The organism is Streptomyces sp. NPDC033136 (assembly GCF_055578235.1).
In genome coordinates this window covers 108,887-114,032 of the sequence record NZ_JBVIPD010000028.1, presented here as the reverse complement: position 1 = coordinate 114,032, position 5,146 = coordinate 108,887, and the positions used below count along the sequence as shown (strand labels likewise).

The following is a 5,146-nucleotide window of genomic DNA, read 5'->3' as shown; positions in this document are numbered from 1 at the left end:
AACGGCGCCGAAAGCTCACGCGGCACACTCACCCCCCTCGCCCCTTCCCCACACCCCAGGCGCGCCTGTCACCCACCCAACGACCACCCCTGGGAAAGGTCACGCATCCGATCCGCGAATCCCCGTTCCCTCTCCCCGGAAACGGCGCACGCCGCAGCCCGGAGGGATCACTTGCACACGCCAGAACACGGCTCATACGCACTCAACCAACAACAGCTCACAACCTTTGACAGGCACCAGCTGTACTGATCACGGGCCCTGAGACTCCGCCGGAGCACGTGCTGCTAGCGTCCGCCCCCGTGAGCGACAGTGTGTACGTGGGGAACGCCGGGCGGGACGCGGCGCTGGACCGGGGGTGGATCCTCGGGCATTTCAAGGACGTCGGGGATCCTCGCCACAGCGACGCCGTGGAGATCAAGTGGGGTGTCCATCCGGCCGGTGACGAACGGTCGCAGTGGGTACGGGGTGAGGAACGTACCGCGCTGCTGGTGCTCGTCAGTGGGCGCTTCCGGGTCGAGCTGCCCGGGCGGAGCGTGCTGCTGGAGCGGCAGGGGGATTACGTCGTGTGGGGGCGCGGGGTCGATCACTCGTGGCGCGCGGAGGAGGAGTCCGTGGTGCTGACCGTGCGGTGGCCGTCCGTGCCCGGCTACGCGGTGGGCGGGGGCGGCTGACGGCTCTCACAGGGCCGGGGGTGATCGCGGCCGGTTTCACGGGCGGGGCCTGTGATCGTCCCGCACAGGGCGGCTCCGCGTGAATGAATGGCCGGATGAGTGAGCTGATCCCTGTCACGCACGAGGCCGACGGTGAACGACTCAGTGGGTGGTTCGGCGGTACCGGTGCGTCCGCGAAGGCGACGGCCGTGCTGCTGCACGGCGCGGGCAACGGCAGTGCGGAGCGGCTGCTGCCGCTGCTGGAGGAGTTCGTGGACCACGGCTGCCGTGCCGTCGCCTTCGACTTCTCGGGGCACGGCGAGAGCACCGGCCTGCTGCGGGAGCTGAGTCTGCGCCGCCGTTTCGAGCAGGCCGTGTCGGTCGTCGACGCGCACGCGCCCGTGGACGGGCCGCTGGTCCTGGTCGGGTTCAGCATGAGCGGCCAGACGGTGGCGGATCTCGTCCGGCACTACGGGGACCGGGTGGCGGCGCTGGGGCTGTGCGCGCCGGCGGTGTACGCGGCCGAGGCGTGGGACGTGCCGTTCGGCGACGGCGACGGGCGGTTCAGCGAGATCATCCGACGGCCCGGGAGCTGGCGCGCGTCGCCCGCGCTCGACGTCCTGCGGGCGTACGAGGGGCGGGCGGTGCTCGCGGTGCCGGGCACCGACGACGTCATTCCGCCCGCCGTGGCGGAGGCCGTCTCGGAGGCGCTGGCCCGGCGTGCGCAGTTCACCCACTGGGAACTGCCCGAGGCCCAGCACCGGTTGGGGCTGTGGTTCCGTGACCGTCCCGACGACCGGCGGGAGTTCGTCACGGCCGTGCTGACCGGGCTGGGCGAGCAGGGCTGGACGGCCACGCGCGCGTGGGTGGCCAAACAGCTGCCGGAAGGCCGTACGGTCGACAAGTCGGCTTTCCTGAGCGGTGGGTGGAGTGCCCAGATGCGGTGGCTCACCCTCGACGACGGCACCGCGCTGGCGCTGCGGACCTTCGTGAAGCCCTTCTTCCGGCGGCACGCGCCCGGGCTGCTGGCCCGCGAGGCGGGCATTCTCGCGCTGCTGGCGGAGCAGGAGGGCGTGCCGGCCGCCGGCCTGATCGGCGTGGACGCGACCGGGGAGCACTGTGACCATCCGTCCTTATTGATGTCCGTGCTGCCGGGGCGGGTCCGGGTCGACGAGGAGGAACTCGACGCACGGGTGGACCTGCTGGCGGCTCAGCTGGCCCGCATCCACCGGGTCGTTCCCGGCGAGCGCCCGCGTCCGTACCAGGCGTGGACGTCCCCGGAGCACGTGACGGCGCCGGAGGGTGTGATGTGGGAGCGGGCCGTGGACGTGATCCGCCGGGCCCCTCCGCCGTACGAGGGCTGCTTCCTGCACCGGGACTTCCATCCCGGGAACGTGCTGTTCACGGGCTCGGCGGGTGAGCTGCGGGTCAGCGGCGTCGTCGACTGGGTGGAGACCTCCTGGGGGCCGGCCGACCTGGACGTCTCCCACTGCTCGACGGCGCTCGCACTGCTGCACGGCCCGGAGTGTGGCCTCGGTTTCCGGGAGCGCTACGAGGCCCACGGCGGCCGGCGCCTGGCCGAGGGCCCGGACCATCTGTACTGGCGGCTGCTCGACGCGCTGGCCTACGCCCCGGACGCGGCCAAGCTGACGGGCCCCTGGCGGGAACTGGGCCGGACCGACCTGACGCCTGAGGTGGTGGGCGGACGGCTGGAGGCGTATGTGGAGGGGCTGTTGGAGCGCTACGCCTGAGGGCGGTTGCCGGGGCGGTGCCGGTCGGGGGGCGGCCGGAGTCCGTGACTGTGACGGTGACGGTGGCTGTTCGACCGCAGCGGCAATGCCGGGCCGACGGTGTGGTGGAACGGCCGGGTGATCGGCGGCTGGACCCAGCGGCCCGGCGGGGAGATCACCTGGCGCATCCTCGACGACGAGGGCATCGGCCGCGAGGCCCTCACGGCGATCGAGGCGGAGGCGGAGCGGCTGACCGGGTGGGTGGGGCCGACCAGGATCACCCCGCGTTTCCGTACGCCACTGGAGAAGGAGCTGGCGGCTTAGCCGGGAGGGGCGTCGGGTCCTCGCCCCTTCAGGCCCGTACGTACACCCCGCCCGCGCCACGGTTGCCGCCGCCTCTGCCGCCCGGCCGGCCATCGTCTCGTCGAGGCGTCCGCCGCTGATCAGCAGGTGGTAGTAGAGCGGGGCGGAGACGGCACGGACCACCTCGTGCGCATCGGTGCCCTCGGGCATACGGCGTGATCGACGCGCTGGACGAGATCGCGGAGGAGACGGGCAGGGCGGTGCCACAGATCGCCCTCAACTGGCTGCTGCGGCGGCCGACGGTGTCCTCCGTGCTCATCGGCGCCCGCGACGAGCGGCAGTTGCGCCAGAACCTCGGTGCCGTCGGCTGGGGCCTCTCCCCCGAGCAGGTGGCGAGGCTCGACGCGGTGAGCCACCGCCCGGCGCCGTACCCCTACTTCCCCTACGAGCGGCAGGGGGGCTTCGCCCGCCTGAACCCGCCGGTGTTCGCGGCACCGGACCGGGCGGCATGACGAAGCGCCGGGCTCCCCGGAACAGGGCACCCGGCGCTCAGGATCGGGACAGGTCAGGTCGGGTCAGTCGGGTCGGGTCAGCGCGCGTAGCGCATGAACGCCCGCACCATGTGGCACGTCGTGTCCGACGGCGGGTGGACGCCGATCAGCTCCGCCGTGTCGCGGATGGTCTCGTTGCGAGCCGCGTTCGGCATGTAGACGCCGGAGTCGAGCAGGGCGATGGCGAGCCGCATCGCCTTGAGGCGGCGGTTGTGCGTGACGTACCACTCGCGCGGCCGGCCCGGCGGCAGCGGCCGCTTCTCCACGGGCGCGTACGGCAGGTCGAGCAGGACAGGGCGCTTCGCGGTGGACTGGGTGGGCGACGGCTTCGACTTCAGAGCGGCAGCGGGCACAGGATCCTCCTGTCGCGGTCGGGCGGCTCACGGAGACTTCGGCGTCTCCGGCGCCACCCTCGAACACTGCTTACAGTTTACCGCCGGGCACTGACAACGGGGAGTCCGCCGGGGTCATCAAATGCCCTGGTGGGGACGCATATTGGCAGTGCGTCACGGCAGGTCCGCGAGGGACGCGTGAGCCGGGAGAAATCGAACAGAGCCGATGGCGCGTACTGTGCGTCCCATGGAGATCTGGATCAACCCGGCCTGCTCGAAGTGCCGCAGTGCCGTGCAGCTGCTCGACGCCGAGGGTGCCGACTACACCGTCCGCCGCTATTTGGAGGACGTGCCGAGCGAGGACGAGATCCGTGAGGTGCTGACGCGTCTCGGGCTCGAACCGTGGGACATCACCCGCACCCAGGAGGCGGCCGCCAGGGAGCTCGGGCTCAAGGAGTGGCCGCGGGACACCGGTGCGCGGGAGCGGTGGATCACGGTGCTCGCCGAGCACCCGAAGCTCATCCAGCGCCCGATCATCACCGCGGACGACGGTACTGCCGTGGTGGCCCGCACCGACGAGGCCGTCCGGGACGCCCTGTCGCGCTGACGGCTCGCCAACTCGCCCGTGATGCAGGTCACTTCGGGGAATCCAGCGACCACTGAGTCGTCACGTTCGATATCTCGTACATAGCGGCGTACGCTCCCCTACCTCTTCAGGAGGCGCGCATGTCGCGTAGGAGAACTCTCGGCACGAAGAAGAAGATCGCGCTGCTGGTGAGCGCGGCGACCGTGGCGGGAGGCGGGGCCTTCGTCATGGCGAGCACGTCGAACGCCGCGCAGACCCCCAGGTCGGCGTCGGAATCGACGGTCTGCCTGGGCCTCGCCACCGCCCTCGGCAACAACCAGAAGTTCATCGCGGACCAGCGGGCCGACCCCGACGCACAGTCCGAGGCGCGGATCGCCAATCGCGAGGCGGTCGTCGCGGAGATCAAGCGGAAGCAGGAGGCGTCGGGGTGCGCGGTGGGGGAGTCGGCTCAGGACTCCCAGGCCGCGCAGCCGTCGCAGCCCACACAGGGCGGCGAGCAGGCCGGAGGCGGTCAGCAGGCCGGCGGTGCACAGCCCTCGCGGCCCGCCGCGTCCGCCCCCGGGGGAAACCCCGGCGGTGGTGCCGCTGCCTCCGGTCAGCAGGTGTGCAACGGCTCCACGGTCACGCTCTCCGGCGAGGGCGGTGCGCCTGCCGCGTCCAGCAACCAGTTCCCGGTCGGCACGAAGCTGAAGGTCACCAACCTGGACAACGACAAGTCCACGACGGTGGAGGTCACTTCGGTCTCCGGCAGCTGTGCGCTGCTCAACGACGCGGCCTTCGAACAGGTCCGTGAGCCCGGCAAGTTCCTGATCCGCCGGGCCCTGATCGAGAAGGTGGGGTGAGGCCGGACGACCGGATGAATCCATGAGGGGGCGGCCCACCCCTCGGCCGCCCCCTCGTACGTGTCACCGGTCCTGGGGGGGGGGGGAGGGGGGGGGGGGGGGGGGGGGGGGGGGGGGGAAGGAAGGTAGGAAAAGAAACGCCAAAGAGAGGG

Annotated in this window: 5 protein-coding genes and 2 pseudogenes; 6 read left to right on the top strand and 1 reads right to left on the bottom strand. The window is 71.7% G+C overall.

Annotated features, from left to right (window positions below; genetic code table 11):
* Nucleotides 1–299 precede the first annotated feature (299 nt).
* From ACZ5TL_RS34985 to ACZ5TL_RS34970, 4 genes and pseudogenes are all read left to right on the top strand, one after another.
* Nucleotides 300–671 (top strand): cupin domain-containing protein, encoded by a 372-nt coding sequence (locus ACZ5TL_RS34985; RefSeq protein ID WP_468594812.1) that lies wholly within the window; start codon nucleotides 300–302, stop codon nucleotides 669–671.
* A 95-nt stretch (nucleotides 672–766) separates the two neighbouring features.
* Entirely contained in the window at nucleotides 767–2,401 is a 1,635-nt protein-coding gene (locus ACZ5TL_RS34980; RefSeq protein ID WP_468594811.1) for an alpha/beta fold hydrolase, read from the top strand.
* A gap of 66 nt (nucleotides 2,402–2,467) precedes the next feature.
* Nucleotides 2,468–2,704 (top strand): annotated as a pseudogene (locus ACZ5TL_RS34975) (DNA glycosylase AlkZ-like family protein); the annotation flags it as partial.
* Between the two features lie 137 nt (nucleotides 2,705–2,841).
* Nucleotides 2,842–3,195, top strand: a pseudogene (locus tag ACZ5TL_RS34970) (aldo/keto reductase); the annotation flags it as partial.
* A gap of 77 nt (nucleotides 3,196–3,272) precedes the next feature.
* On the opposite strand, the gene ACZ5TL_RS34965 reads toward ACZ5TL_RS34970, so the two are convergent.
* Complete coding sequence (locus ACZ5TL_RS34965) at nucleotides 3,273–3,587, bottom strand: hypothetical protein (protein WP_468594810.1); 315 nt, start codon at nucleotides 3,585–3,587, stop codon at nucleotides 3,273–3,275.
* 226 nt (nucleotides 3,588–3,813) lie between these two features.
* Between ACZ5TL_RS34965 and ACZ5TL_RS34960 the strand changes: the two genes are divergently transcribed.
* Together ACZ5TL_RS34960 and ACZ5TL_RS34955 are read left to right on the top strand one after the other, a co-directional pair.
* Entirely contained in the window at nucleotides 3,814–4,173 is a 360-nt protein-coding gene (locus ACZ5TL_RS34960; RefSeq protein WP_468594809.1) for an arsenate reductase family protein, read from the top strand.
* Nucleotides 4,174–4,292: 119 nt separating this feature from the next.
* Nucleotides 4,293–4,994, top strand: a complete 702-nt coding sequence (locus ACZ5TL_RS34955) for an RlpA-like double-psi beta-barrel domain-containing protein (RefSeq protein ID WP_468594808.1) — start codon at nucleotides 4,293–4,295, stop codon at nucleotides 4,992–4,994.
* Nucleotides 4,995–5,146: the final 152 nt, after the last annotated feature.